Annotated in this window: 29 protein-coding genes; 14 read left to right on the forward strand and 15 right to left on the reverse strand. The window is 64.2% G+C overall.

The features are described 5' to 3' along the window. Nucleotides 1-64 precede the first annotated feature (64 nt). From WS62_RS25195 to WS62_RS25230, 8 genes are all read left to right on the forward strand, one after another. Nucleotides 65-895 (forward strand): 3',5'-nucleoside bisphosphate phosphatase, encoded by an 831-nt coding sequence (locus tag WS62_RS25195; protein ID WP_066576660.1) that lies wholly within the window; start codon nucleotides 65-67, stop codon nucleotides 893-895. 67 nt (nucleotides 896-962) lie between these two features. Then, on the forward strand, nucleotides 963-1592 hold the full coding sequence (locus WS62_RS25200) for an L-threonylcarbamoyladenylate synthase (RefSeq protein WP_066576662.1): 630 nt from the start codon (nucleotides 963-965) through the stop codon (nucleotides 1590-1592). A gap of 97 nt (nucleotides 1593-1689) precedes the next feature. Then, nucleotides 1690-2355: a site-2 protease family protein gene (locus WS62_RS25205; protein WP_066576664.1), complete on the forward strand. Its 666-nt coding sequence runs from the start codon at nucleotides 1690-1692 to the stop codon at nucleotides 2353-2355. Nucleotides 2356-2363: 8 nt separating this feature from the next. Next, the gene (locus WS62_RS25210; RefSeq protein ID WP_066576666.1) at nucleotides 2364-3566 is read left to right on the forward strand and encodes a tryptophan--tRNA ligase; all 1203 of its coding nucleotides are present in this window, start codon (nucleotides 2364-2366) and stop codon (nucleotides 3564-3566) included. 5 nt (nucleotides 3567-3571) lie between these two features. Further along, entirely contained in the window at nucleotides 3572-4180 is a 609-nt protein-coding gene (locus WS62_RS25215; RefSeq protein ID WP_442855101.1) for a class I SAM-dependent methyltransferase, read from the forward strand. Between the two features lie 44 nt (nucleotides 4181-4224). Then, on the forward strand, nucleotides 4225-5127 hold the full coding sequence (dapA, locus tag WS62_RS25220) for a 4-hydroxy-tetrahydrodipicolinate synthase (protein ID WP_066494561.1): 903 nt from the start codon (nucleotides 4225-4227) through the stop codon (nucleotides 5125-5127). 110 nt (nucleotides 5128-5237) lie between these two features. Further along, a complete protein-coding gene (gene bamC / locus WS62_RS25225; RefSeq protein WP_066576680.1) occupies nucleotides 5238-6383 on the forward strand; it encodes an outer membrane protein assembly factor BamC in 1146 nt (381 codons plus the stop codon). 4 nt (nucleotides 6384-6387) lie between these two features. Further along, nucleotides 6388-7164: an MBL fold metallo-hydrolase gene (locus tag WS62_RS25230; protein WP_066576682.1), complete on the forward strand. Its 777-nt coding sequence runs from the start codon at nucleotides 6388-6390 to the stop codon at nucleotides 7162-7164. A gap of 304 nt (nucleotides 7165-7468) precedes the next feature. Here WS62_RS25230 and WS62_RS38910 read toward each other — a convergent pair whose 3' ends face one another. Together WS62_RS38910 and WS62_RS25235 are read right to left on the reverse strand one after the other, a co-directional pair. Further along, nucleotides 7469-7738, reverse strand: a complete 270-nt coding sequence (locus WS62_RS38910) for a hypothetical protein (protein ID WP_009904701.1) — start codon at nucleotides 7736-7738, stop codon at nucleotides 7469-7471. 57 nt (nucleotides 7739-7795) lie between these two features. Then, nucleotides 7796-8983, reverse strand: a complete 1188-nt coding sequence (locus tag WS62_RS25235; RefSeq protein WP_066576684.1) for a cupin domain-containing protein — start codon at nucleotides 8981-8983, stop codon at nucleotides 7796-7798. Between the two features lie 68 nt (nucleotides 8984-9051). On the opposite strand from WS62_RS25235, the gene WS62_RS25240 reads away from it, so the two are divergent. Continuing rightward, entirely contained in the window at nucleotides 9052-9603 is a 552-nt protein-coding gene (locus WS62_RS25240; protein ID WP_066576686.1) for an FKBP-type peptidyl-prolyl cis-trans isomerase, read from the forward strand. Here WS62_RS25240 and WS62_RS25245 read toward each other — a convergent pair. Both WS62_RS25245 and mutS read right to left on the reverse strand, forming a co-directional pair. Continuing rightward, nucleotides 9583-10872 (reverse strand): hypothetical protein, encoded by a 1290-nt coding sequence (locus WS62_RS25245; RefSeq protein WP_066576732.1) that lies wholly within the window; start codon nucleotides 10870-10872, stop codon nucleotides 9583-9585. The genes WS62_RS25240 and WS62_RS25245 overlap by 21 nt on opposite strands. Beyond that, nucleotides 10859-13540, reverse strand: coding sequence for a DNA mismatch repair protein MutS (gene mutS, locus WS62_RS25250; protein ID WP_066576688.1), 2682 nt, complete (start codon nucleotides 13538-13540; stop codon nucleotides 10859-10861). The genes WS62_RS25245 and mutS overlap by 14 nt, the downstream gene beginning before the upstream one ends. A 159-nt stretch (nucleotides 13541-13699) precedes the next feature. Here mutS and WS62_RS25255 point away from each other — a divergent pair, with 159 nt between their 5' ends. Further along, on the forward strand, nucleotides 13700-15001 hold the full coding sequence (locus WS62_RS25255) for a tyrosine-type recombinase/integrase (RefSeq protein ID WP_059577227.1): 1302 nt from the start codon (nucleotides 13700-13702) through the stop codon (nucleotides 14999-15001). Here WS62_RS25255 and WS62_RS34870 read toward each other — a convergent pair. The 10 genes from WS62_RS34870 to WS62_RS25300 all read right to left on the reverse strand — a co-directional run bounded on the left by WS62_RS34870 (nucleotide 14952) and on the right by WS62_RS25300 (nucleotide 20189). Further along, nucleotides 14952-15206 (reverse strand): helix-turn-helix transcriptional regulator, encoded by a 255-nt coding sequence (locus WS62_RS34870; RefSeq protein ID WP_331460084.1) that lies wholly within the window; start codon nucleotides 15204-15206, stop codon nucleotides 14952-14954. The two genes, WS62_RS25255 and WS62_RS34870, sit on opposite strands and share 50 nt — an antisense overlap. After that, a complete protein-coding gene (locus tag WS62_RS25260; RefSeq protein ID WP_059473698.1) occupies nucleotides 15203-15676 on the reverse strand; it encodes a hypothetical protein in 474 nt (157 codons plus the stop codon). The genes WS62_RS34870 and WS62_RS25260 overlap by 4 nt, the downstream gene beginning before the upstream one ends. Before the next feature lie 8 nt (nucleotides 15677-15684). Further along, a complete protein-coding gene (locus tag WS62_RS38430) occupies nucleotides 15685-16131 on the reverse strand; it encodes a hypothetical protein (protein ID WP_231748414.1) in 447 nt (148 codons plus the stop codon). Further along, nucleotides 16128-17447 carry a ParB/RepB/Spo0J family partition protein gene (locus tag WS62_RS25270; RefSeq protein WP_066576691.1) on the reverse strand — a complete coding sequence of 440 codons (1320 nt, stop codon included), beginning with the start codon at nucleotides 17445-17447 and terminating at the stop codon, nucleotides 16128-16130. The genes WS62_RS38430 and WS62_RS25270 overlap by 4 nt, the downstream gene beginning before the upstream one ends. Continuing rightward, nucleotides 17447-17896 (reverse strand): ACP synthase, encoded by a 450-nt coding sequence (locus WS62_RS25275; RefSeq protein ID WP_066576695.1) that lies wholly within the window; start codon nucleotides 17894-17896, stop codon nucleotides 17447-17449. Before WS62_RS25275 ends, WS62_RS25270 begins: the two co-directional genes overlap by 1 nt. Beyond that, complete coding sequence (locus tag WS62_RS25280) at nucleotides 17893-18495, reverse strand: helix-turn-helix domain-containing protein (RefSeq protein WP_066576696.1); 603 nt, start codon at nucleotides 18493-18495, stop codon at nucleotides 17893-17895. Before WS62_RS25280 ends, WS62_RS25275 begins: the two co-directional genes overlap by 4 nt. Beyond that, nucleotides 18495-18842: a hypothetical protein gene (locus WS62_RS25285; protein WP_066576698.1), complete on the reverse strand. Its 348-nt coding sequence runs from the start codon at nucleotides 18840-18842 to the stop codon at nucleotides 18495-18497. The genes WS62_RS25280 and WS62_RS25285 overlap by 1 nt, the downstream gene beginning before the upstream one ends. 53 nt (nucleotides 18843-18895) lie before the next feature. After that, entirely contained in the window at nucleotides 18896-19114 is a 219-nt protein-coding gene (locus tag WS62_RS25290) for a hypothetical protein (RefSeq protein ID WP_066576701.1), read from the reverse strand. Nucleotides 19115-19195: 81 nt separating this feature from the next. Then, nucleotides 19196-19732 carry a hypothetical protein gene (locus WS62_RS36920; protein ID WP_156441129.1) on the reverse strand — a complete coding sequence of 179 codons (537 nt, stop codon included), beginning with the start codon at nucleotides 19730-19732 and terminating at the stop codon, nucleotides 19196-19198. After that, nucleotides 19674-20189, reverse strand: coding sequence for a helix-turn-helix domain-containing protein (locus tag WS62_RS25300; protein WP_197422918.1), 516 nt, complete (start codon nucleotides 20187-20189; stop codon nucleotides 19674-19676). The genes WS62_RS36920 and WS62_RS25300 overlap by 59 nt, the downstream gene beginning before the upstream one ends. Before the next feature lie 116 nt (nucleotides 20190-20305). On the opposite strand from WS62_RS25300, the gene WS62_RS34880 reads away from it, so the two are divergent. From WS62_RS34880 to WS62_RS25310, 3 genes are all read left to right on the forward strand, one after another. Then, entirely contained in the window at nucleotides 20306-20515 is a 210-nt protein-coding gene (locus WS62_RS34880) for a hypothetical protein (protein ID WP_082721272.1), read from the forward strand. Between the two features lie 85 nt (nucleotides 20516-20600). Beyond that, entirely contained in the window at nucleotides 20601-21128 is a 528-nt protein-coding gene (locus WS62_RS25305; RefSeq protein ID WP_082721273.1) for a phage regulatory CII family protein, read from the forward strand. Nucleotides 21129-21141: 13 nt separating this feature from the next. After that, a complete protein-coding gene (locus WS62_RS25310) occupies nucleotides 21142-21474 on the forward strand; it encodes a hypothetical protein (RefSeq protein ID WP_197422919.1) in 333 nt (110 codons plus the stop codon). 27 nt (nucleotides 21475-21501) lie between these two features. Here the strand turns inward: WS62_RS25310 and WS62_RS36925 are convergent, their stop codons facing one another. Next, on the reverse strand, nucleotides 21502-22017 hold the full coding sequence (locus WS62_RS36925; protein WP_156441130.1) for a hypothetical protein: 516 nt from the start codon (nucleotides 22015-22017) through the stop codon (nucleotides 21502-21504). A 360-nt stretch (nucleotides 22018-22377) separates the two neighbouring features. On the opposite strand from WS62_RS36925, the gene WS62_RS25320 reads away from it, so the two are divergent. Beyond that, on the forward strand, nucleotides 22378-22848 hold the full coding sequence (locus WS62_RS25320) for a hypothetical protein (protein WP_066576739.1): 471 nt from the start codon (nucleotides 22378-22380) through the stop codon (nucleotides 22846-22848). The last annotated feature ends 215 nt before the right edge of the window (nucleotides 22849-23063 follow it).

The raw sequence follows: 23063 nt of genomic DNA on the forward strand, positions 1-23063 counted from the left end.
ACCGGGGCGGCTGCGGCGAATTTGCGCATTGCAGTAGAATGAACGCTTAGTCCCCGATGCCCCCATGAACGCCGATCTCCATTGCCATTCGAACGTCTCCGACGGTCAGCTCTCTCCCGCCGACGTCGCGCGCCGCGCACACGCGGGCGGCGTCATGCTGTGGGCGCTGACCGATCACGACGAGGTCAGCGGTCAGCGCGCCGCGCGCGAAGCCGCCGAGGCGCTCGGCATGCGCTATCTGCACGGCGTCGAGATTTCGGTGACGTGGGCGTCGCGCACCGTGCATATCGTCGGTCTGCACATCGATCCGGAGAACCGCGTGCTCGCCGACGGCCTCTACCGGACGCGCAACGGCCGCGCAGCGCGCGCGGTTGCGATCGGCGACGCGCTCGCCGCGCTCGGCATCGAAGGCGCTTACGAAGGCGCGCTCGAGTACGTGTCGAATCCCGACCTGATCTCGCGCACGCACTTCGCGCGCTTTCTCGTCGACAAGGGTTATGCGGTGTCGACGGCCGATGTGTTCGACCGCTACCTCGGCGACGGCAAGCCGGGCTACGTCGCGCACCGCTGGGCCAAGCTGTCCGACGCGGTCGCGTGGATCCGGCAGTCGGGCGGCGAGGCGGTCGTCGCGCATCCGGGCCGCTATGCGTACACGCCCGTCGAATTCGACGCGTTCTTCGGCGAATTCATCGATCTGGGCGGCGTCGCGATCGAGGTCGTGACGGGCAGTCACACGCCCGGCCAGTACCGCGAATACGCAGACGTCGCGCGGCGCTTCGGCTTCGAGGCGTCGCGCGGCTCCGATTTCCACGCGCCGGGCGAAGGGCGCACCGAACTCGGCAGCCTGCCGCCGCTGCCGTCCGATCTCAAACCCGTCTGGGAACGCTGGCTGTAGCGGCGTTTGCCGGCAGCGCGTCCGGCCGCAGGCCGGCGTGCGCGCCGATCCATACCCTCTTGTCCTCATGTCCCAATTCTTCAGGATTCATCCGGATAATCCGCAGCCGCGCCTCGTCAAGCAGGCGGCCGAAATCGTGCGTAGCGGCGGGGTGATCGCGCTGCCGACCGATTCGAGCTACGCGCTCGCGTGCCATCTCGACGACAAGGACGCGGTCGAGCGCGTGCGCCGCATCCGCGGGCTCGACGAGAAGCAGCACCTGTCGCTGCTCGTGCGCGATCTGTCCGAGCTCGCGACGTTCGCGATGGTCGACAATCGACAATATCGGCTCATCAAATCGGTGACGCCGGGCCCGTACGTGTTCATCCTGCAGGCGACGAAGGAGGTGCCGCGGCGGCTGTCGCACCCGTCGCGCAAGACGATCGGGCTGCGCGTGCCCGCGCACGCGATCACGCTCGCGTTGCTCGAGGCGCTCGGCCAGCCGCTCCTCGGCACGACGCTGATCCTGTCGCCCGACGACGAGCCGCTCAACGACCCGGAAGAAATCCGCGCGCGCCTTGAAAAGCAGGTCGATCTCGTGGTCGACGGCGGCGCGTGCCCGCGCGAGCCGTCGACCGTGATCGACCTGACGGGCGACGAGCCGCAGCTCGTGCGGGCGGGGCGCGGTCCGCTCGATCCGTTCGGTCTCGCCGCGTGAGCGGCGCGCGCTGTCCTGGCGCTTCGGAGCGGCCGCCGTTTCGGTCCGCATGCACGCGCGCCGTTCGCGCGTTTCCCGCTTGTTACAATAGCGCGCTATGAATGCTTCTTCCCTGATACAGACGATTGCCGTCTATGCGCTTCCCGTGGTCTTCGCGATCACGCTGCACGAGGCTGCCCACGGCTACGTCGCTCGCCTGCTCGGCGACAACACCGCGTACATGATGGGCCGCGTGTCGTTCAACCCGATGCGCCATATCGATCCGTTCGGCACGATCGTGATTCCGCTCGTGCTGTACTTCCTGACGAGCGGCGCGTTCCTGTTCGGCTATGCGAAGCCCGTGCCCGTCACGTTCCGCAATCTGCGCGATCCGCGCTGGGGTAGCCTGTGGGTCGCGCTCGCGGGGCCGGGCTGCAACTTCGTGCAGGCGCTCCTGTGGGGCTTCGTGAGCATCGGCCTCGCCGCGCTCGCGGTCGACGAGCCGTTCTTCACGCGGATGGCGGGCGCGGGCGTCGGCGTGAATCTCGTGCTCGCGGTGCTGAACCTCTTTCCGCTGCCGCCGCTCGACGGCGGGCGCGTTCTCGCGGCGTTGCTGCCGCCGAAGCAATCGATCGCGCTGTCGCGGCTCGAGCCGTACGGCTTCTTCATCGTGCTCGCGCTCGTCGCGACGGGGCTCTTGACGAAATTCTGGCTGCGGCCGCTGGTGGGCGCCGGCTACACCGTCGTGACGGCCATCCTGACTCCTTTCGCCTCGCTTTTCTAACGACAATCATGTTCCCAGACCGTATCTTTTCCGGCATGCGACCCACGGGATCGCTCCACCTCGGCCACTATCACGGCGTGCTGAAGAACTGGGTCAAGCTGCAGTCCGAGTACCCGTGCTTCTTTTGCGTCGTCGACTGGCACGCGCTGACGACGCACTACGAAACGCCCGAGGTGATCGAGAAGAACGTGTGGGACGTGCTGATCGACTGGCTCGCGTCGGGCATCGACCCGGCGCAGGCGACGCTCTTCATCCAGAGCAAGGTGCCCGAGCACGCCGAGCTCGCGTTGCTGCTCGGCATGAGCACGCCGCTCGGCTGGCTCGAGCGCGTGCCGACCTACAAGGAGCAGATCGAGAAGCTGAAGGACAAGGATCTGTCGACGTATGGCTTCCTCGGCTACCCGGTGCTGATGGCGGCCGACATCCTGCTGTACCGCGGCTCGCTCGTGCCGGTCGGCGAGGACCAGGTGCCGCACGTCGAGATGACGCGCGAGATCGCGCGCCGCTTCAACTACCTGTACGGCCGCGAGCCGGGCTTCGAGGACAAGGCGCTCGAAGCGGCGAAGAAGCTGGGCGGCAAGCGCGCGAAGCTCTATCGCGAGCTGCGCAGCGCGTATCAGCAGGAGGGCGACGACGAGGCGCTTGAACAGGCGCGCGCGATGCTGCAGGAGTCGCAGAGCCTGTCGATGAGCGACCGCGAGCGGCTGTTCGGGTATCTCGAAGGCGCGCGCAAGATCATCCTCGTCGAGCCGCAGGCGCTTCTGACCGCGGCGTCGCGGATGCCCGGCCTCGACGGCCAGAAGATGTCGAAGTCGTACGGCAACACGATCGGCCTGCGCGAGGACGCCGAGACGATCTCGAAGAAGGTCCGCACGATGCCGACCGATCCCGCGCGCGTGCGCCGCAGCGATCCGGGCGATCCGGACAAGTGCCCTGTCTGGCAGCTGCATCAGGTCTACACCGACGAGACGACCCACGAGTGGGTACAGCAGGGCTGCCGTTCGGCGGGCATCGGCTGTCTCGACTGCAAGCAGCCGGTGATCGAGGGCATCCTGCGCGAGCAGCAGCCGATGCTCGAGCGCGCGCAGAAATACATGGACGATCCGTCGCTGCTGCGCGCGATCGTCGCGGACGGTTGCGACAAGGCGCGCAAGTACGCGACCGAGACGATGCGCGATGTGCGCGAGGCAATGGGGCTGTCGTACAGTTGAAAACGCTGACGATTGCAGTCGACGGTCCGCCGCACGCGGGCTCGCACGGTGCGACGACCGAACCATCGGCGTGGGTGCGCAGGTGGTCGCATCTGGTGCCGGCGGGCGGCGCGGTGCTCGACGTCGCCGCGGGCCACGGCCGGCACGCGCGCTGGTTCGCCGAGGGCGGTCATCCGGTGTGCGCACTCGAGCGCGATCCGGCCGGGCTCGCGTCACTCCGCGCGCTGCCGGGCATCGCTGCGCAGGCGGCCGATCTCGAAGGCGCGCCGTGGCCGCTCGCCGACGACGCGCGCTTCGCCGCCGTCGTCGTGACGCATTATCTGCATCGTCCGCTGCTGCCGCGTCTCGTTGCCGCAGTCGCGCCGGGCGGCGTGCTGCTGTACGAAACGTTCGCGCAAGGCAACCAAACGGTCGGCAAGCCGTCCAATCCTGCGTTCCTGCTCGCGCCGGGCGAGTTGCTCGACGCGGTGCGCGGGCAGTTGCGCGTCGTCGCGTTCGAGGACGGATTCCTGGACGCGCCGCGCGGCGCATTCATCCAACGAATCTGCGCGGTGCGCGAGCGCGCCGCGCCGGAAGCAGGGGCGGGATTTCCGCGTTACGGACTGGCAGGCTAATCCGCTACAATCGACCTTTACCGATTTTTCATCGCGTTTGTTTCATGGCTAACGGCACTCAAGACGGCATTCAAATCCGCGGCAGCGTCCCCGCGATCGTCACCCCGATGCTCGAGGACGGCGGCCTCGATCTGGCGGCCTTCCGCAAGCTGATCGACTGGCACATCGAAGAGGGGACGGATGCCCTCGTCGTGGTCGGCACGAGCGGCGAATCGGCGACGCTTTCGGTCGACGAGCACGTCCTCATGATCGAAACCGCGGTCAAGCACGCGGCGAAGCGGATTCCGATCGTCGCCGGCGCGGGCGGCAACTCGACGGCCGAGGCAATCGAGCTGTCGAAGCACGCGAAGGCGGTGGGCGCCGACGCGACGTTGCAAGTGGTGCCGTATTACAACAAGCCGACGCAGGAAGGGATGTACCGCCACTTCAAGGCGATCGCCGAAGCGGTCGACCTGCCGGTGATCCTGTACAACGTGCCCGGCCGTACCGTCGCCGACATGTCGAACGAGACGATCCTGCGCCTCGCGCAGGTGCCGGGCATCGTCGGCGTGAAGGACGCGACGGGCAACATCGACCGTGCCGCGCAACTGATCAAGGCGGCGCCCGCGCACTTTTCGATTTACAGCGGCGACGATCCGACCGCGATCGCGCTGATGCTCCTGGGCGGCCACGGCAACATCTCGGTGACGGCGAACGTCGCGCCGCGCGCGATGAGCGAACTGTGCCGCGCGGCGCTCGCCGCCGACGCGAAGACGGCGCGTGAGATTCACATGAAGCTCCTGGCGCTGCACAAGAATCTGTTCATCGAAGCGAACCCGATTCCCGTGAAATGGGCGCTGCAACAGATGGGCAAGATCGCGGGCGGCATCCGCCTGCCGCTCACGCCCCTCGACGAGCGCTGCCACGAAGCCGTGCGCAGCGCGCTTCGCGAGGCCGGCCTCCTGTGAGGCCGGACGCGGCCGCCCATGCGGCCGCGCCGCATCCCGTTCGATCCGACACCGACCCGGCCGCTCCCGGCGTCGGGCGTGACACGCGTTCTAGCAAGACGAAGGACTTCATGAAACATTCCGCCTTTTCCTCTCGCGCGATCCAGATTTCGGTACTGGCGCTCGCGCTGGGCGCACTCGCCGGCTGCGACACGCTGAACGACTATCTCGCGCCCGACCGGGTCAACTACAAGTCGACCGGCTCGGCGCCGCCGCTGCAGGTGCCGCAGGATCTGACGGCCGTGCCGCTCAGCCCGTCGTTCATCGCGCCGCCGACGAACTCGGGCCTGGGCTCCGCGCCGACGCGCGCCGTCACCGCGGCGGGCAACACGACGGAAGGGCAGCCGACCGCGCAGGATCCGTTCGGGATGCACGTCGAGCGCGACGGCGACCGCCGCTGGCTCGTCGTCGACGGCCGCACGCCCGAACAGCTTTGGCCGCAGCTGAAGGAGTTCTGGCAGGACAACGGCTTCGCGCTGAAGACGGACGCGCCCTCGACCGGCATCATGTCGACCGACTGGGCGGAAAACCGCGCGAACATCCCCGATGACTGGTTTCGCCGCACGATCGGCCGCGTGATCGATTTCGCCTATTCGTCGGGCACCCGCGATCGCTTCCGCACGCTCGTCACGCGCACCTCGGGCGGCAATACCGACATCTCGATCACGCATAGCGCGATGGAAGAGAAGCTGACGGGCGCGCAGGGCGGCACGTCGTCGCGCTGGGAGGAGCGTCCCCGCAACCCGGTGCTCGAAGCGGTGTTCCTCGCGAAGTTGATGGAGAAATTCGGTCTGACCGATGCGCAGGCGAAGCAATTGCTCGCCGATGCGCGCCCGGCGACGGCGCCCGCGACCGTCGTCGACACCAATGCCGGCGCGTCGACGCTCGATCTGGCCGAATCGTTCGATCGCGCGTGGCTGCGCGTCGGCATCGCGCTCGACCGGACGAACTTCACGGTCGACAACCGCGATCGCACGAAGGGCATCTACTACGTGCGCTATGCGAATTCGATGGAAGAGCTGAAGCGCGACGGCCTGTTCGGCAAGCTGTTCTACGGCGGTTCGACGGCCGCGAAGTCGGGCAAGGAGTTTCTCGTCAACGTGCGTCCGCAAGGCGACGGGAAGACGCAAGTGGCTGTCGTCGACGCGAACGGCCAGATCGACAGCTCGTCCGACGCGCAGCGGCTCATCTCGCTGCTGCACGCGCAGTTGAACTAAGCGCGTGCGATTCGCGAGCCTCGGAAGCGGCAGCGAAGGAAATGCGCTCGTCGTCGAAGCGTCGAATGGCGCGACGACGACGCGCGTCCTGCTCGATTGCGGTTTCTCGGCGAAAGAACTCGAACGCCGGCTCGCGCGCCTCGATTTGCGCGTCGACGAGCTCGACGCGATCCTCGTTACCCACGAACACGGCGATCACGTCGGTTGCGCGCTGACGCTCGCCCGCCGCGCATCGCTGCCGCTGTACATGAGCTGGGGCACCGCGCGCGCGGTTGGCGCGGACGACGCCGACGTCGACCTCCACGTCCTCTGGAGCGGCGACGAGGCGGCGCTCGGCGATCTGTGCGTGCTGCCCTACACGGTCCCGCACGACGCGCGCGAGCCGCTCCAGTTCGTCTTCAGCGACGGCGCGGCGCGCCTCGGCGTGCTGACCGACGTCGGCATGTCGACGCCGCATATCGGCGCCGTCCTGAGCGGCTGTGACGGCCTCGTGCTCGAAGCGAACCACGATGTCGCGATGCTCGCGGCAAGCCGCTACCCGGCGTCGCTGAAGGCGCGTATCGGCGGCCCCCGCGGCCATCTGAGCAACGATGCGGCGGCGGCCATCCTCGCCGAGCTCGATCGCAGCCGGCTGCACCATCTGGTGGCCGCGCATCTGAGTCAGCAGAACAATTCGCCGGCGCTCGCGCAAGCGGCGCTGTCGGCGGCATTGGGAGGAGGGGTGGGTGACGTGCTCGTCGCGTCGCAGGACGACGGCTTCGGCTGGCTCAGCCTGCGCTGACGTGACGTCGGCGGGCGCACACGTACCCGCTGCGGCGTATGGGGACCCTGAACAAGAGGCCGTGACGCCGTAGGAAAGGCGTGCTGAAGACGTAAAAAAAACCGGCCCGCGGGCCGGTTTTTTTTCAGCTGATGCTGACGCGACTTACTGGCTTGCGCCCGAAGCCGGAGCAGCCGTCGCTGCCGAAGCAGCCGACGCCACAGCAGCAGCAGCATCGCTCGCAGCGGCAGCAACGCCCGAAGCCGCTTCCGAAGCAGCAGCGGCAACGCCCGAAGCAGCCGAAGCAGCGGCGGCGGTAGCGTCGCTAGCAGCCGACGAAGCAGCTTGCTCGGAGCTCTTGTTGCACGCAGCCAGTGCAACGGCAGCCAACAGGGAAGCTACGAGGAGGGATTTCTTCATGATCACGTCCTTTTATGGTTAAAGGTAAGCAACAGCGCGAAACAATACCGGTAATGTGCTCCAACACCGACCTGGGCCGCTGGTGGAGATGCACTTCTAGAGCGTGAATCTTCCCTACGGCTTGGGCGGAAATTATATGCACTTTCCTATCGACCGTCGACAAATGCGGGGTCAATACGTTGTCTTTCCCATACAAAAACACGCATCTGCATGGGCATACGGCCGGGCAACTTTACTCCATGTTGCCCACCCGTATCCAGCCCGCACGATACCATTCGTGCAGCAAGGCTGTCATGGAGGGGGCCCGGGAGAGTGTTACAAACCGTTTCGCCTCCATCTGGCGCGTATCGGCCAGTTCCGGCAGCCATTTTGCCGCAGTTGCGAGCGGAAACGCGTCACCGTTGATGAAGTACGAGCGCGCGTTATACAACAACGCCGCTTTCCTGTCGAGTCGGATGCCGTGGCGCGCGGCCTGGGCCGCGAACGCGGCTTCGCCCAACTGCCGGGCAGGGGGCTCGAAAACGACGTTCGATTTTGGCTCGCTCAAGTAACAGCCAAGAAAATCGCCAATATCGCGCTCGTCCCATTTGATTCCGGCGAGCATCGCGGCGACACGCTCGACCATTGCCGAGGGCAGCATCGCCGGGGCGTCGACCGCGGGCTGCGCCGGATCGCGGTACGGCGCGTCGTCGCGCGCGCCCGTGTGCAAACCGCCGCGCTCGGCCAGGTAATAGAGGAACTGAGCGCGCAATTCGCCTGCGGACGGGGCTCTGAAGCCGATCGAGCACGTCATGCACTCGCCGAGCGCAACGCCGTCGTGCGCGACGTGCGGCGGCAGATATAGCATGTCGCCGGGTTCGAGCACCCATTCGTCGGTCGGCTCGAAATGCGCGAGGACCTTGAGCGGCAATCCTTCCTGCAGCGACAGATCCTGCTGCGCGCCGATCCGCCAGCGGCGCTTGCCGTGCACCTGAAGCAGGAACACGTCGTACGAGTCGAAATGCGGGCCGACGCCGCCGCCGTCCGTCGCGTACGAAATCATCAGGTCGTCGAGGCGCGCGTCCGGAATGAAGCGAAAACGCTCGAGCAGCGAGCGTGCACGTTCGTCATGCAGATCGAGCCCCTGCACGAGCAGCGTCCATTCGCGGCGCTTCACGGATGGCAGATGCTCCGGCTCGAACGGGCCGTGCTCCAGTTGCCATCTGTTACGAAAATGGGTGATGAGCCGCGACTCAATGTCATAGTCGCTCGCGAGCTCGAACAGCGCATCGCGCGACAGCGGCGGTGCGATGTCGGAAATGGCCTGGCGAATGAGAAGCGGCTTTTTCTGCCAATACCGGCGCATGAATTGCGCAGGCGTGAGGTTGCCGAGAAGCTGAGTCGGCGCCTCGGACAGCGGCGCGCGCGTGCGTTCGCGCACACGGCCGGACGGTTCGGGTGATGGCCGTTTGGGCATCGTATAATGACTGTTGTACTTGGGAGAATTGGATGAAAATCGCAAAAAACACTGTCGTATCGGTCGCTTACAAGCTGTCGGATGCGCAAGGCAATCTGATCGAGGAGAGCGATGAGCCGATGGTCTATCTGCACGGCGGCTATGATGGCACGTTCCCCAAGATCGAGGAACAACTCGACGGCCAGGAACCCGGCTATCAAGCGCAAATCCAGTTGGAGCCGCAGGATGCGTTCGGCGATTACGATCCTGAACTCGTGAAGATCGAGCCGCGCGACCGTTTCCCCGAGCCGCTCGAAGTCGGTATGCAGTTCGAAGGCACGCCGGAAGACGGTGACGAGGAAATCGATTCGCTGGTCTACACCGTGACCGATGTCGCGGAAGACAAGGTCGTCCTCGACGGCAATCACCCGCTCGCCGGGATGGCGCTGCGCTTCTCGTTGACCGTCAAGGACGTGCGCGAAGCGACGGAAGACGAGATCGAGCATGAGCACGCGCACGGCGCGGAGGGGCTCGAAATCGTCGACGAGGACGATGACGACGAAAACGACAACGACGGTAACGGTTCAGTGCGCACCCTGCATTGAGCCGGGCGGGGCGACGCTCGGCGACTGGCCGGGTGTCGCGCCTGACGCACGGTGATCGTAGTGGGCGTCGTGCACGCCATGCCATTCGTCATAGCCATAACCGGGCGGCTCCACGCCGCTCGCACTCGAATCCGGTAATGTCGGCGGCGCCGGGATTTCCGGCATCTCGGGCAGCGGCGTGTCGTCATGCGGCACGACGGGTAGTGCGGGCGGTTGAGGCAGATGCTTCGGCACGGTCTGCACGCTCACGTTGAACATCGGCTGTTTCGCCGGATCGACTCCGATCCGCACCCATTGACTCAGACGCGCGCGCGGCGCGATCGCGATGCGCGTCAGATTGCCGACAAGATCCCCTTTGTCGTCGCGCAGCGGACGGTCGATCCTGAAGCCGTTCGCGAGCGGCTCGCCGCTCGGGTGCACGACGACGATCGAGCCGCGAAAGACCGCCGCGGCTTTCGCCAATGCACGTTTGAATTCACGAAAGCCGTCGCGTACGCGAGGGCGGTTGAAGCGCAGCCATCCGAAGCGCTCCGAACGTTGGTAGCGTTCGAACTGCGGATCGCCTTCGAGAAAGATCACGAGCGCGCGCGCACTGCGGCGCTTCGCGTACTCGGCCGCATGATCGATCCAGAACGCGTTCGCGATGACGCGATCTTCGAACTCGCCGTTGCGGCCGCCCGCCGTCAGATAGCGATTGTTCGGGTTCGGCGCGTTCAGGCCGATGAACACCGTGTCGTCGCGGACCCAGCGGACGTTCTCCCGATACGGATGAAAGCGCGCCACTTCGCTTTCGCGCGACAGCGGCAACGGATTCGCGCCGGGCGATGCGGGCTCGGAGAAGATGTTCTGACGCAGGAAGTCGAGCCGCTCGACAGGGTCGTACGCGCCGGCGTCGCGCGTGCCGCATGCGGCCCAGTCGAACTGGCCGGGCAGCAGCACGAGCGGGACTCGGGACGTCGTGAGCAGCAGGTTGCGCTGCTCGTACAGCCGATCGCGGCAGGCTTCCTTCGGTCCCTTCAGATTGCCTTCGTAGACGATGAACGACACCGAGCGGTCGCGCGCGACCGCATCGAGCAGGCGCCGAGCATGCGGCTCGTCGTCTGCTGACGCGATTACGCCGGACAGCACCGCGAACGTGTACGGCTCGCCGCCAGCCGGCGACGCGGGCGCGGCCGCCTGTGCGCCGCCGGCAAGTGCGCAGGCGAGCGTGAGCGCGGCGAGATGCGAGCGAAGCGCCGCGCGTCGCGCGGTGTCGTCAGTGTTGCGCATCCGTCGCGCCTGAGCGAGCGAGCGCATGCAGTTCGTAGAGCAGCTCGAGTGCGTCGCGCGGCTTCAAGTCGTCCGGATCGAGCTCGAGCAGGCGCTCGAGCGCCGGGTGCGGCGTGGCCGCCGGCGGCTCGTCGTATTCGGGTTCGTCGACGGACGGTTGTGCGGCGAAGAGGTCGAGCTGCGGCGTCGCTTGCGCGGCGGACTGCTGCTCGAGGTGCGCGAGATGCTTGCGAGCGGCGCGAATCACCGGTGCCGGAACGCCCGCGAGCTGAGCGACCTGTAGCCCGTAGCTCTGGTTCGCCGGACCTTCTTCGACCGCATGCAGGAACACGATGCCATGGCCGTGCTCGACCGCCGACAGATGCACGTTTGCCGCTTGCGGAAATTCGGCCGGCAACTGCGTGAGCTCGAAGTAGTGCGTCGCGAACAACGTGTAGCAGCGGTTATGCGACAGCAGATGGCGCGCGATCGCCCACGCGAGCGCCAGGCCGTCGAACGTCGACGTGCCGCGGCCGATTTCGTCCATCAGCACGAGGCTTTGCGGTGTCGCGTCGTTCAGGATTGCCGCGGCCTCCGTCATTTCGACCATGAACGTCGAACGGCCGCCCGCGAGATCGTCCGCCGCGCCGATTCGCGTGAAGATGCGGTCGATCGGACCGAAGCGGGCCGCTTTCGCCGGTACGTAGCTGCCGACGTACGCCATCAGCGCGATGAGCGCCGTCTGTCGCATGAACGTCGATTTACCACCCATGTTCGGGCCGGTGATGAGAAGCAGCTTGCGATCCGTATTCAGCGTGCAATCGTTCGCGATGAACTGCTCGACCTGCGCTTCGACGACAGGATGGCGGCCCTGATCGATCTCGATGCCGATCTCGTCGGTGAATTCCGGTGCGACCCAATCGAGCGTGCGGGCCCGTTCGGCGAACGCCGAGAGCAAATCGAGTTCCGCGAGGCCGCTTGCGACGCGCTGGCAGCCTTCGATATGCGGCAACAGCGCTTGCAGCACGCCGTCATAAAGCGCGCGTTCGCGAGCGAGCGCGCGCTCCTGTGCGGACAGCGCCTTGTCCTCGAACGTCTTCAGCTCGGGCGTGATGTAGCGCTCCGCGTTCTTGAGGGTCTGGCGACGGCGATAGTCGTCGGGCACCTTGTCGGTTTGGCCGCGTGTGACTTCGATATAGAAGCCATGCACCTTGTTGTACTCGACGCGCAGGTTCGAGATGCCTGTGCGTGCGCGCTCGCGTGTTTCGAGGTCGATCAGGAACTGGCCGCAGTTCTCGGAGATGTCGCGCAGTTCATCGAGTTCCGCGTCGTAGCCGCGAGCAATCACGCCGCCGTCGCGAACCATCGCAGCCGGCTCGACCGCGATCGCGCGCGCAAGCAGGTCGAGACAGCCGGCGGGCGGCTCGAGCGCGGCTTCGAGGCGGCCGAGCGCCGGCGCGTTCGGGGCGATTTCGGCGACGCGCTCGCGCAATGCGGGAAGGGCCGCGAACGTGTCGCGCAGGCTCGACAGATCACGCGGCCGCGCGGACAGGAGCGCGAGACGGCCGGTGATCCGCTCGACGTCGGCGATCTGCCGCAGCGCCGAGCGCAGGCTGTCGAGGCTCGCGTTCGCGGGCGCGTCGAGCAGTGCGCCGATCGCCTGGTGACGCCCTTGCGCCGCGACCGACCCGCGCGGCGGATGATGCAGCCAATGGCGCAACAGGCGGCTGCCCATCGCGGTGCAGCAGGTGTCGAGCAGCGAATAGAGCGTCGGCGATTCGGTGCCGCGCAGCGTTTCGGTGAGTTCGAGATTGCGCCGCGTCGACGGATCGAGCCCGATGTATTCGGATTCGTTTTCCACTTTGAGGCTGCGCACGTGGCGCAACTGCTGGCCTTGCGTGGCCGCCGCGTAGATCAGCAGCGCGCCTGCCGCGCCGCAAGCGCTCGTGAGCGCTTGCGCGCCGAAACCGTCGAGGCTCGCGACTTCGAGCTGGTCGCACAGGCGCTGCGTGCCCGACGCGATGTCGAAGTGCCACGCGGGCACGCGCGTGTTCGCGCCCAAGCCGGCGGGCACTGATTCGATTGCGCCGTCCGCTGCGAGGATCTCGGCGGGCCGGATGCGCTCGAGCGCCGCGCCGAGCTGGTCCGGCGCGATCTCGGCGAGCCGCAGTGCGCCGCTCGCGAGATTGAGCCAGGCGAGGCCGATGTTCGATGCGACGCCGCGCTTGTTGTGCCCGGGGCAGAGCGCGAGCAGGAACACGTCGCTCTTGTCGGACAGCAGCGCGGCATCCGTCAGCGTGCCCGGCGTGACGACGCGCACGACCTTGCGCTCGACGGGGCCCTTCGACGTCGCCGGATCGCCGATCTGTTCGCAGATCGCCGCGGATTCGCCGAATTTCACGAGCTTCGCGAGGTATTGCTCGATCGCGTGATGCGGCACGCCCGCCATCTTGATCGGGGTGCCAGCGGACGCGCCGCGTTGCGTGAGCGTCAGGTCGAGCAGGCGCGCGGCTTTTTCAGCGTCTTCGAAGAAGAGCTCGTAGAAGTCACCCATCCGGTAGAACACGAGCGTGTCGGGGTGTTCGGCCTTGATGCGAAGGTACTGCTGCATCATCGGCGTGTGGTTGCTGAACGCCCCTTCTGTAAGCTGCTGTTTTGAATCCGTAATTTCTTGCACGTCCTTATCCATCAAGGCTTTCCGTCCATTTCGGGGTGTTCGCTGTCGAATATCCCTGCCTATCGACATCTTGCTAAATTTCCATTGTCAGCGTAGCTTTTCGGCTCTTCCAGAACCTACGCCTACGCCGCTGATGTTATGCGCGTGGCGGAAACCTACGCTGAGGTCTGAATGCGGTTTGACGCCCGATCGGCAAAGCAACTTTTGCCCGGTGCACACCTGAAAATCGATGGCTGTCCGGGGCTCAGGCTCGAGGCGACGGCATCGCGTCGCAGTTGGATTTACCGTTACAAGTCGCTCGTCGATGGGCGTATGCGACAAATCAAAATCGGCGAGTGGCCAGCGCTTTCCATCGCGGCGGCCGCCGTTGAGTGGGAGCGTCTGAAACAAGAGCGCAACTCAGGCAACGACCCGGCGCTCGCCAAGCGGCAAGCAAACGATTCTGTCGGCGTTATGGTACAGCAAGGGGATTCGCCGACAGTGCGCGATATCTGTATGGCCTACCTGAAGGGGCACGTCGAGCGCAATCGACAGCCGAAGGGGGCGGCCGAAGTGGCCCGGATGTTCCGGACGATGTTGGGAGATATTGCAGCGCTGCCGGCCGCCGAGCTGACGCGCGAGCGGGCGTTCAGCAAGATCGACTCGTATCGGCAAATTCCGGTGCAGGCGTCGAAGCTTCGACTCGAACTCGGGGCCGCTTGGGACTACGCTCTGGATGCTGGCCGGCTGCCCGAGTCTGCGTCGAACTGGTGGCGACAAATCATGCGCGGTCGACTACGCAGCAACGGCAGACGGATCCAAGGGCAGCCGGTCGGTACCGCAAAGCGGTTCCTGAGCGACGTCGAGGCGGGTGCATTGATCAACTGGTTGCCGAATTTCAGTCGCAATGTCGAGGATGCGTTGACGCTGTACCTTTGGACCGGGACGCGCGGTGCCGAGATCGGCGCAATGGAAGGGGCAGAGATTACCGACGAACGGGACGGCCTGTGGTGGACGATTCCCAAGGCCAAGACCAAGAACGCCCGGCACGAGCAGGCGACGGATCTTCGGGTGCCGTTAATCGGACGTGCGGATGCTGTTGTGCGCCGACGCCTCGAACGTTACGGCAAGGGGAGGGTGTTCCCGGCTGAGCGAGGCGGGCACATGCAGCAGAAGGTGTTCGGTCAGGCCGTTCATTTCCATATGCCCTATAGCGAGACGCGGCCGGAACAAGCCCGGCCGCGTCTTCCGGTCACGCATTGGGCCCCTCACGATCTGCGTCGAACGGCTCGCACGATGTTGGCTGCGCTCGGCTGTCCGTACGAGATCGGCGAGGCCATCCTTGGGCACATGTTGCCGGGTGTCGGCGGTATCTATAACCGGCACTCGTATGACGCCGAGCGCCGGCTCTGGTTGACGAAGCTCGATGAGAAGCTGGAGGCTGTTACCCGGTCGCATCAATTGTCGCTTTCCGCCGGCCGGTCCCGCAGTTAGGCGGCGGCAGGAACTCGGACGGCGTTCGAGCTTCTGCCCACTCTTCGACTTCCCGCGTGAGCCAACCGACGCGTCGCCCGGAAAGGGCGCGCGGCTTCGGGAACTCCTCTTGCCGGACGAGTTTGTGGATGACCGCGGGCGACAGGGAGACCGCCGCTGATATCGATGCGATGTCGAGATATATGGGCTTCATCGCGACAGTCATGCGTGGTCGCCTCCCCGCGAAAGCAGTGATTCAAGTGCGGCCACATGCTGTTCGCCGGCCGGATGACCGGCACATGCGCCAAGCGCGAACTCGATCGCCGCGTGCTGTTCTTGCGTCATCGTAGCCGGGATCGAGCGAACGGGACTCGCGTTGTCAATTTCCCGTAGCAGCGCGGATCGATACTGCTGCATCGTCTGAAACGAGATCGCGTATTCGTCGGCGGCAATGAGCCTTTTGAGCTTCGTGAGCGCTTCGGGCGAGGTGCCATCGATTAGCCTGTTGGGTCCGAGCCGCTTCAAAGTTTCCCGAAGCTCCGCCGCCCGCGCTGCTCGTGCACGTATGTCCCGCGATCCTTCAGCCAGCGTGACATAGATTTCGTCATGGTTTTGCCGGTGCGTGTCGATCGTGATGCGATAGAGCAGATCGCCTTCCTGCAACCAGTTCGGTGCGGTGTTCTGTTTGTCGTTCATGGTCGTCCTCAATTCTGATTGTGTGGTATCGCCCGGCCGAGCTGCATCAAACCCGTTTCGAGCGTGACGCCGGCGGCCGCCGCCCAAGTGCGAGCGTCCTGCGCCGCTTTGTGCCGCGCGTAGCCGCCGATGTCGTCGGCCATCAGGTCGAGCAGCACGATGTCGGCCGAGTGAGAGACGTCGCTCACAAGGGCGCGGATCTCGATGCAAAGCGCGTCGAGGCGTGCGTGCATGCCCCTGCGGGTATCCGCAGGGGTTTCGTTTCTCTGGATCGCTTTTCGCCGCGCACGCGGCGTTTCGTCCTTCTGGATTGCCTTTGCGGGCGCAAGCCCGCGTACACGGTTCGAAACCGCATTGCCGTCGACGCTCGCCAGTGCGATAGCCGGGCGCTTGTCCGCGCGTTCCCGCTTTCGCGGCAGCGGACGTGGGGTAGAAAGGGCCGGGCGCAGGGTCATTGAGCGGTCTCCTGCGCCATTCCTGGCGTCCAGTCCGGATCCGGCATCGTGAACAGCTTGTCGAGCCACCGCCGAACGCCTGCCATTTCCTTCGCTTTCGAGGCGCTGCTGTTTTCGAGGATGAGCGTGAGCGCCTGAACCGCAGCTCGGATCGCTTCGACGCGCGTCCTGTACCGGCCGGGCGATTCGCCGTCGATGCGTTTGCATGGCGACGATCCGCCCGCGCTGTTAAACGTGTACGAGTATCCGAATTCCCAATCGCCCTCGGCGATCTGTGCGAGCCGAATCTCGACAGCCGTGCGTCCGGTGCTCTTTGAGATGGGAGCGGACAAGATTTCCGACGGCTCATACACGCCATGCTCGTTTGCCTTGGCAATCGGATACTTCGGGCGACGTGCCGGCACGGCATCGAGCAGGTCTTCGAGGCCCGTCAGCGCGCGATGCACGCCTTCGATCGTGCCCGGCGACAACTTGCCGAAGCCGGGATCGTGCAACACGCTTTGCAGCGCTTGAAAAAGTTGCTTTGCGTGCTGTTCGCCAATCTTCCGTTGAGGCTCGGCGGCGGCGGTGGTCGCCGCGACGCTCTTGGGCGACGTCGCGTGAAGATGCTTTTTCGTGACCTTCGTCTTGCCTGCGTCTTTCGCTTTCGACATGCCCGTGGCAATCCGCTCCAGCGCCCTTTCCGCACCGTGCTGCCGTATCTGCTCGATAGCAAGCGTGCCCGAGATCGAGCCGTCGCGTACGAACTGGTGAATCTCTACAGGTGCATTTTCAAGCAGGCCGACGTCGCGAATGGTTTGATCCGTAACGTTCAGGCGCTTGCAGATCGTTTTCGTGTCGACGCCATGTACGTCGCGCAGTTCCGCGACGAGCGTCGCAAGTTCGAGCGGAGACGCGCGCTTGCTTTCATTGCTGAGGTATCCGTCGATCACCATCTCGGCGCGTTCAACCGTCTTTGCATCGCGCACGACGACCGGGATCTTGCCGAGCGTTTTTCCCGCGCGGATCGCGTTGCCTGCGGAGAGGTAGCGGTGTTGTCCCTTGTAGACGTAGATGAGATCCTTCCCGTCGACCTTCCGGATGTAGCAGTGGAGGGGCTGACTCTTGTCGTAGCCGTTCGCGATCATCAGGGCGGTGAGGTGCGACACCCACTGGTGATCGACGGGACGCACGTTGTCGCGCGGATCGTAGTGAAGTTGTTCGTACGGCACCATCCAGAGGTCTGCCGACGTCGCGCCCGCCGCCGCAGCGGCGGCCTTCGTGTTGCCGGTGACGATCGGCTCGACGAGCGTGAGCGATTGGGTACGGGTATCCATTACTCGGCCTCGTGCGGTTGGAGACTTTGGGCGAGTTCCACGGTGCAGTCGAGCAGCAGGCGAGACTGCGTTTTCGGACGTCGAAGAAGGAGCTTCGCGCGATGCGGAGTGGCGTCGATGCGCTCGACGATCCAGCCGAGCGCGAGAAATGCGCGGACGGCACGATCGGCGGTTTCGCTGAAAATCCCGGTGCCGATGCGGAGTGCCCATTTCGCACGCACGTTGAGGCCGTATTCGTGGGGGCTACGGCAATCTTCGAGACGCATCGAATACTCGTCGAGGGCAATGTATATCCCGCCTTCAGCGACCAACGTGAGGTCGCACTCGATGGCGCGAATATGCTTCTCCGCCTTCTTGAGTTGAGCGAGGCGACGTGCGTGAACGGCATTCGCGTGAGCGACGATCTCGTTGTACGACGTCGGGTGCTTGTAGGTGGCATGGCGCTTCATGCAGCCCCCCGACGATGGGTCAGTTGTTCGAGTCGAGCGATTTCAAGATCGACGCTTTGGCGGAACAAACGGAGATAGCGAAGCCTGCGTGTCGCGGATTCGTGCAACGCGTCTGCAGTGACTTCGAGCGGGTACAGATGAGGGAACGACACTGCGACGTGCCGGCCGTCGTCCCGCGTGATGAGCGAATGAAACTCTGGGCGGGTGAGCATCGAGCCGGCCGACGCTGCCGCCCGGTCGCCAGCGTGGCGCAGTGCGGTCGAGTCGACAGCATCGGTGGCAAACGTCCCGTCTGCTTGTTTGCACGGAATCCGGAGGGGCGGAGCCGCATCCGAGCCCGCGAGCCAGTACACGAACCGAAGATCGTGGGGGCGCGGCTGACGGCGGAGAAGGCCGCCGCGCGCCAGCTTGTCAATGTGCTGAGCGGCGGCAGTCGGCATGTCGGCGAAAAACGTCTTGCAGACTTCATCCGCCGTCATCGCGCGCTTGGATTGGCGAAATGCGTCGAGGATCCGCATTGCAAGTTCGGCGCGTTGTCCGGCGGTCAGGTCGACTGGCGGATTAAATCGCGGTGCGTCGTGGTTCGGGGGCGTGTGCATTAGGCCGCCTCCCGGATCGTGAGCGCTCGCGACTTCTTCGTCTTCTCTTTTGCGTCGCGCGCGGCATCGTTGGCAGGACGCATCGCGGCGCGTAGACGGTTGATCGCTGCCGCGCAGTCGGATTCGTCCGGGATCGAAATCTGCCGCGCCGCGATCCGGTTGCCGTACATGATCAGGTATTCGGTGTAGACGCCGTCTACGAGCGGGCGGCGCATGACGATGTGTTTGCCGACAAGAATCGGCGTCGACGGCAACTGCTGGTTGCGCTCGTAGCGCACGACGGTGCGCAAGGGAAGGGTGTCGCGGCGCGGAACGCCCGCGTGTTGCAGTGCGTTGATGCGAGGCATGGTGTGGTCTCCAGTGCGCCGAGCGGACTGTTCTGCGCTCGGCGTCGACGATGTCAGACAGTGGCGCGGTAGGTCGCGGGCTTGTCGGCGACGGGGCTGTTATCCAGCACGTTCGCGACGATGATCAGTGCGGCGGCGGCAAGGACGCACTTGAACAGCAGAGACTTTTCCAAGTTGCTTTGGCGGGCGGGCGCAGAAGGCACAACGCGGGGCGCTTGCTCGTCACGGAGCCAGTTCCGGCGGGCCTCTGCGTGAAGATCGGTCGGTTTCATTGATGATTCTCCGGTTGAGCGTCGGGTGACGCATTGACCGGAGAATAGCCATTAATGGAAATTTCGGCAAGCCATAAATGGTTATTTTAAGATGAACAAGCGTTCCGCAGCGCCCTTTGTGGTTGTTGCTTGTTGGCTTTGTGCGCGTGTGTGGCGTGCAAATAGGGCGGCAGAGACTTGTGCTGCGATGGATAGCGCTGCGTCAATCCAGTCGACCTGATTGAGGTACGTTGCGCTCATGAACGCCAGTGTGGCGAGGATGAAAAGGCTGCAATCGCCGCGTTGCCGCTTGCCTTTTTCGTGTGTGCGCTGCTGATGTTGCTCTATGAGTGCTGCGAGCGAGCGTAGCTCGTCGGCGATCGATGCGGCCATTTCAGGTTCGATGCCGGTGGCAGAGATCGATACCTTGCCGTGTATGTCGATGAATACAGCCGCAGCGGCAACGGCTGGGGTCTGCGGGTTAAGTAGGGTATCGGTTATGTGCTGCCGCGCTGCAACGGTTCGCGCGATCGCCGCTCGGATGGCGGCTTGGTCGATTTGATTTGGGTTGCCTCGGAAATCACTGAGACGAAGAACGTCGGCCTCGACGCGGTTGATTGCTCTCTTGTTTTGGTTCATTGGGTAGATTCAGCGTGTCATCATTCAATTCACGCTGAATGGCATTCAAGAGCCGTTCCTTCAGGCCCGCCGGAGGTTCCCTGCTTGAGCTGAGGGAGAGGGTTTCGGCGTTGGCCGACGCTTGGTGGCGCTTGATTACGAAGTCGATGAAGGTTCTGATCTGTTCTTTCTCGGCTTCGGGTAGGGCTGAAAACCCGGCCTGATCGTACATGAGCTGCGCATTTTGCGTATCGCCGTCGTCTGATAGTAGTGATGCGGTGGAGACGCGGAACGCCTCGGCGAGAGATTGCACCTGGGCGAGCTGTGCGTACACCTCGGCGCGCAGGATGCGACCTACGGTGCTTTGGGCGATCTTTGCGCGCGCAGCAACCTTGACCTGTGTGTCAAGGCTCGGATCCAGCGCCATGAGGCTCTGAAGGCGCTGCGCCAGCACTTGCCGAATGTCGATTTTCTTCATGATGCACAGCGTGCCACTTGCGGCTATCCATTTGCGGCAATTTCGGGGTTGTGTTTGATTGCGGAAATAGCCATTAATGGTTATTATGTCGAGGCTCATAGCTCCGGGATTCCGCGATGACCTATCACCGCCGTCCGCTGTTGGCAGTGACGCTTGAATGTCTAGATCGAGAGAAGGGCGGCATGCGAGCGATCTCAGAGGCGACGGGCGTGCCGTACTCCACTTTGTCAAAGATCAGTTCGCGTGCTGTAACAGATCCGCGTGTTTCGACGGTTCAGGCCTTGTATGACTACTTCGCCGAGCGTGAAGCGGTCGACGTCCGGTGAGGTACGGACATGGACCATAGCCGCATCTTACGCGTGAGCCTTTACCCACGACAGGATGAACGGCGCATCTTTTCAAATACCCGATATGACCTGCCGATACGACATTACTGAATGGCTCGACGTGCTCTACACGTCCGTACGCAACACGCAGGGTGGTGTGGCGGATGCCGCAAATCACCTGACCGTCCGTCGCGGTAAAAACATCTCTGCCGAATCGCTTCGACTGCGTCTGCGCGGCGTCGGCGACAGTCGGCTCTCGATGGAGATGTTCGAGCTGCTCATCGAGTGGATGCAAGAGAAAAGCGAGGCCCAGGCGCACGCGCTCGATGCGCTGCATGCGCTCAACGCTCGATTCGGACTGGTGGCCGAGCGCGTCGACGATCACCCCGTCGACGAAGGGCACGATCCCGGCACGATGCGTCTCGTGACGACGACGCTTCACTTGCAAGCGCATGTGGGGAAGGTCGCCGACGACGTGACGCGTGCACTCGAAGATCAGCGAATCGACGATCGCGAAGCCGAGCAGATCATCGCGACCGGCCGCAAGGGGCAGCGTCTGTTCCAGCGCCTGATCCATGCCGCCCGCAACCTTGCCGCCCGGCGTCGTCGCTGACATGCAGCGATTCATGCCCGACATGGGGTGCTGCCGTATCGCGCGCGAGCAGGTGCAGCTGTGTTGCGACCGCTCTGAGCAGATCGCATGCGCCGTTGCTGCGCTCACGTACCGATTCGAAACCGCCCCGGAGCAGGCCGGACGGCTGTTCATCTCCCTGATCTCCACCTTCTCCGATCGTGTCGCGCTGTTTATCGAACGCGCGGCGTTGCCCTGCGCGGCATTGCCGACCAAGGCTGAGCGCCACGCCTTCCGCAATCAGATCGCGGGCTGTCTCAGTTCGGCGGATCTTGCGATCTTCGACGAGTTGATGTCGGCCGAGTGGCGACGCCTGCGCGGCAAATAACATGAATTCGAGGATGTGACGATGAAATCACCGTTTGATATGTATATACCGACTTGGTCCGACCCGACGTGGCGCGACTGCGTACGTGTCGCCCGTCGAGTAATACGCCTTGCATTCTGGACAGTGCAAATAGACATGACCTTGCTTTCCAACCGTCTGGAGCGCGCTTTTCTGATGTCGATTGTCAGCGCAGGGCTGGCAAATGTAGTGGGGAATATCACTGGTCTCGCTATTTGGATCTTCAGAGAGTTTGTAAACGATCCCGGCGTCGGGAAATTTGTGCAGACGGTAGCGTGCAAGATCTCTCGTTCGTGTCTCAAATTCGCAAACCTTCTTATGAAGTGCATCGTTCTCGTTCATGAGCGATCTCACTTTCTCCTCAAGTTGAAGTGCAGCCTGCCGCGTGACCTCAGCATCTCTGAGCCAGACCTGTATTTGCGATACCACGGCTCGATCATCGCGCGCCTTTACGGCTTTCTCACGCAGGTTGAGTGCCGAATCAAGCGTCGAAATTACAGTCGAAATTATCGATAACGGTTCCATGAGTGCTTCGTTGGTGAGGGTTGGAAGGAAGTTGGCACTGGAGACACGAAGTGAATATAAACAGCACGAGCAGCGGCGTGCGTCGCCGAGCATCCCACTACCGGCGCTCGCCGTCCGGGCAACAGACCTACATCGCCGGCCGGGCGCGTTGGCGGAACTACTCGCATCAGTTGGCGCACGATCGTCGCATGACCGAGCTGGTCGGCATGAACGTCTCGGGCGCGCGGTGATGGAGGGGAAGCAGCGATGGAAAAGGATCGCAACGCATACAGGAGGGTTTATGCAAAAGGGTATTTCGACGGGCTCAAAGCGGCGGGGGCAGGCATGAACCCCGGCCGTCAGCAATCCATTCTGCGTGGCATGCCGTCCGTCGCGCAGAAGGTCTTCGAGTTCGTGCCGATTCAAGAATCGTGGACGACCAAGCAGATCGTGACACAGGTGAAAGCCACGACCAAGGCGCAAATCGATTCGCGAACGGCGGACAACTGCCTCGCACGGCTGAGGGATGCCGGGCTCGTCCGCGAGGTGACGCGCGGCGAATTTCGACGCGTCCGGCTCGCGACGTGTGGCGTCACGGCTGATATGGGCGACGAGGCGGAGCCGGAAAGTCGAGCGCCCGCGAGTGAAGCGCCGGGCAAGCGCGATAGCAGCGCGTCGCCGATCGATCTGCTGTCGGGCATCGCAAACCGCCTGACCGCGACCGTGGAATCGATACGTGAGATCGCCGTCGAGATCGAAACCGCCGCGCTCGTGATCGAGGAACAGCAGTCGGCGAACGGGCGCGAGGCTGACAAGCTTCGCCAGTTGCAAGCGCTGCTCAAGACGCTGTAGCGACGCGAGCCAAGTTGCTTTGCGTGCGCTGCATCGCATCTCCTTTCCCCATTCGTTTCCCCTCGCCGTGCGTTCGGATTCGCGCGCGTGTTGATGGCGGCGTAAAACCGCGCTTAAACGGCGGCGCAATGCTGAGTAATTTTCTCAAGTACGCAGGGGCCCTCGGGCCCCTTTGACGTGTTGCGACGGCGGTACCGTTCAGAACGGCGGGTCGG

The organism is Burkholderia sp. ABCPW 14, from assembly GCF_001523835.1.
Taxonomy (GTDB): Bacteria; Pseudomonadota; Gammaproteobacteria; order Burkholderiales; family Burkholderiaceae; genus Burkholderia; species Burkholderia mayonis.